The organism is Jiella soli (genome assembly GCF_020615385.1).
Classification (GTDB): Bacteria; Pseudomonadota; Alphaproteobacteria; order Rhizobiales; family Rhizobiaceae; genus VKMB-3413.
In genome coordinates, this window is record NZ_JAJAVB010000029.1 from 1 (window position 1) to 3363 (window position 3363).

Sequence of the window (3363 nt, forward strand, 5' to 3'; positions counted from 1 at the left end):
ACAGCGCATCGACGTCTCGGAAGCCATGATCCATGTCGCCATGGGCAGCCTCCTGCTCCGACGCATCAGCCATTGAGACCTTTCTCAAACGGACTCTGAGACGTCCGGCGCGGTAAGCCCCATCTCCTCGGCAGGTGAGCGGGCAATGCGCAGCGCCTCGCGCGCGGTGATCCCGGCGGCTGCGAACAGCGCCAGAAGTTGCGGGCGCGTCCATCCGTCCTTCAGGTACTCGATGACGGTCGGCTCGTACCCGGCCGCCTGGATAATCCCGAGCACGTTGCGGGAGGTGCCGCAGTCGGGGTTGTGGTGGATGACGACCGGGAAGGTGCTCACGCGGGGAACCTCTCGCGGGTTCGGTTCGCGAACGCGACGAGGCTGAGCATCACCGGCACCTCGACCAGCACGCCCACCACGGTGGCCAGAGCCGCGCCCGAGTTTAGCCCGAAGAGACCGATCGCCACGGCGACCGCGAGTTCGAAGAAGTTCGACGTGCCGATCAGCGCGCAGGGCGCGGCGACGCGGTGCGGCAAGGCCCACAGCCAGGCCCATCCATACCCGAGCGCGAAGATGCCGTAGGACTGGATGATGATGGGGACCGCGATCAGTGCGATCAGCAGCGGTTGCGCGAGGATCACCGGCCCTTGGAAACCGAAGAGCAGCACGACGGTGATCAGGAGACCCACGACCGATGCCGGTTTTATCCGCGCCGTGAACGCCGTCACCGCGGCCTCGCCACCTTTGGCGATCAGCGCCCGTCGCGTCAGGAGACCCGCGATCAGGGGAATGACGATGTAGAGGACGACCGACAGGATCAGCGTCTCCCACGGAACGCTGATGTCGGTCACGCCCAGAAGGAAGGCCACGATCGGCGCGAAGGCGACCACCATGATCAGGTCATTCACCGAGACCTGCACCAGCGTGTAGTTGGGATCCCCTTTGGTCAGTTGCGACCAGACGAAGACCATCGCGGTGCAGGGCGCGGCGCCGAGCAGGATCAGGCCCGCGATGTATTCCGGCGCGCGCTCAGGATCGATCAACCCGGCAAAAACGTGGTTGAAGAACAGGACCGCCAGCGCGGCCATCGTAAAAGGCTTGATCAGCCAGTTGATCGCCAGCGTGATGATCAGACCCTTCGGGCGCTTCCCCACCGCCTTGAGCGAGCCAAGGTCCACCGCGATCATCATCGGGTAGACCATCGCCCAGATCAGGACGGCGACGACGAGGTTGACCGATGCGACCTCCAGCGCGGCCAGCGCGCCGAACGCGCCCGGCGCGAGGCTGCCGAGGACAAGCCCGGCCAGGATACAGAGCGCGACCCAGAGGGTCAGCCAGCGTTCAAACAGGCTCATGAAAGTTCCTTCTCGTCGGGCACGCAGCAGACCGCAGCGGACGGCGCGGTCAGCGTGCCGATAAATTCTGCCAGCGGCTCGAGCGCGGCGGGGTTCAACGCGTAGCAAGTACGCGGGCCAGATATCTCGCCGGTGATGACCCCGGCGGCCTTCAGGATGCGCAGGTGCTCGGAGACCGTGGACTGCGCGAGGCCGACAGCGTCCACGATGTCGCCGCCGATGCAGCCGGGCGTGGCGAGCAGCAGCCGCAGGATGCGCAGACGCGCGGGATGCGCGAGCGCCTTGGCCAGCTCAGCAATTTCGATGTCGCTATGTGGCATGCAGCATCCTTTGTTCGCATATCGTCGATAGGCGATTGAATGCGGCGATGCAATGATCTCCCGCGCGGAATCAACGGAAGACTCGAAGCTCTTGTGGTGATGATCGCGGATCGTGGGCCGCGTCAGCCAAGCCTCAGCCTGACGGCGGAACGACGGGCTCCGCGCGGCGGCGCGCCAGCTCACGATAGAGGGCTTCCCGCGTGACCCCCAGTTCGGCGGCCACGTCTTGCCAGCGGCCCCTCTCCGGCAGGGCGTTTCCCTCGCCAAGCCATGCGGCGAGGCGGTCCGAAACGCGCGGCAGGTTGCGGATCTCGGCCCTGAGCCGGGCCGCCTGGACACTGCGCGCCAGCAGGGCGGACCAACTTGTGGCCAGTGAGGGATCATCGGCGAGCGCGGACAGGAACCGCTCCTTCGGCAATCCTGCGACGACACTCTCTTCGGCGGCGACAGCATCGCAGTGGTAGCAGGTCGAATAGGCAGATGCCTCGGCGATCACCGCGCCTGGTGCGGCGTTCTGCAGGACCATCTGCGCACCATGGGTCGTGTGACGTTGCAGGTGCACCCTGCCGGCGCGCACCATGAAGATGTCAGTGACGTCTTTGCCCGCCGCAAACAGCGTCTGACCAGGGACAAGCCTGGTGTCGCGTGCATCCTGAAAAAGCAATGAAATCGACGCCTGCATGATCGTGATCATATGGCTGTCGGCATTCCTCTGCAACAAGGGGCCATGCACCCACTAGACGCCCCATGATCCGTCTTACGCTCGTCGTCGCATTTTTTTCCGTTCCGGGCCTGGCGCTGGCGCAGAGTGCGACAGCACAACACGGGGGCGTGCAGCACGGGCAGCACATGCCCGGCATGCCCCACGAGGGTCATGGGATGAACGCGGATGCCGATCCAGCAGGGCTCATTGAAGGGGGACAATCCGCCTTCGCCGCCATTCAGGAGGTTGTCGCGCAGTTGATGGCGGAACCGACGACGGACTGGAGCCGCGTCGATATCGAGGCGCTTCGCCAGCATCTCATCGACATGGACAACGTGACGCTCCGCGCCCGCGTTCTCGTCGAGGAGATCGAAGGCGGCGCCCGCTTCGAGGCGACTTCGGAGGACGCGGCGGTCACCAGCTCGATCCGCACCATGGTCCCGGCCCACGCAGCGACGATGGATGGTGTCGAGGGCTGGACACTGCAGGCGGCGGAGATCCCGGGTGGTGCGGCCTTGGTCGTGACCGGCGCCGACCCTGACCGCATCAGGGCCCTCGGGTTCATCGGCGTGATGACGGTTGGCATGCATCTCACCAGGTGCATCACCTCGCGCTGGCGAGCGGGCAAAATCCACACGCGCATTGAATCCGAGAAGGACACCGAGGGTTCAGAGTTCGCTTTGGAATGATGCGACTTCGTTGGGCGCGGAATCATTGACGGACAAAGCGCGACGCGTAATTCGAGCTCAATGAAAACAATGGCTTAAGGTGGAGAAGGTTGGACGTCAGGCCATCCCCTCCGCCACAGAATCACCCCACACGATCTAGCCAAACCGCTGCGGCCCTTGATTTCTCGGCAGTTTTGCGGCTGTCTCGCCAGAGGCGGCGCCGAAACGCGCACAACAAATCGCATTACAAACCGGCTAGGTCGCGTCTGCATTCATTTTAGCCAGATCATGGCACATGCGAGATGAACGAAGCCCATGAAGGC

Annotated in this window: 5 protein-coding genes; 1 reads left to right on the forward strand and 4 read right to left on the reverse strand. The window is 64.4% G+C overall.

Annotated elements, in window-relative coordinates:
• Positions 1–84: 84 nt before the first annotated feature.
• The 4 genes from LH400_RS19790 to LH400_RS19805 are packed head-to-tail and all read right to left on the reverse strand — an operon-like array spanning position 85 to position 2363.
• Positions 85–333, reverse strand: a complete 249-nt coding sequence (locus tag LH400_RS19790) for a thioredoxin domain-containing protein (RefSeq protein ID WP_229154932.1) — start codon at positions 331–333, stop codon at positions 85–87.
• A complete protein-coding gene (gene arsB / locus LH400_RS19795) occupies positions 330–1349 on the reverse strand; it encodes an ACR3 family arsenite efflux transporter (protein ID WP_229154934.1) in 1020 nt (339 codons plus the stop codon). Before arsB ends, LH400_RS19790 begins: the two co-directional genes overlap by 4 nt.
• On the reverse strand, positions 1346–1852 hold the full coding sequence (locus tag LH400_RS26425; RefSeq protein WP_229154935.1) for an ArsR/SmtB family transcription factor: 507 nt from the start codon (positions 1850–1852) through the stop codon (positions 1346–1348). Before LH400_RS26425 ends, arsB begins: the two co-directional genes overlap by 4 nt.
• A complete protein-coding gene (locus LH400_RS19805; RefSeq protein ID WP_229154936.1) occupies positions 1803–2363 on the reverse strand; it encodes a Crp/Fnr family transcriptional regulator in 561 nt (186 codons plus the stop codon). The genes LH400_RS26425 and LH400_RS19805 overlap by 50 nt, the downstream gene beginning before the upstream one ends.
• Positions 2364–2416: 53 nt before the next feature.
• Between LH400_RS19805 and LH400_RS19810 the strand changes: the two genes are divergently transcribed.
• Positions 2417–3061 carry a hypothetical protein gene (locus LH400_RS19810; protein ID WP_229154937.1) on the forward strand — a complete coding sequence of 215 codons (645 nt, stop codon included), beginning with the start codon at positions 2417–2419 and terminating at the stop codon, positions 3059–3061.
• Positions 3062–3363: the final 302 nt, after the last annotated feature.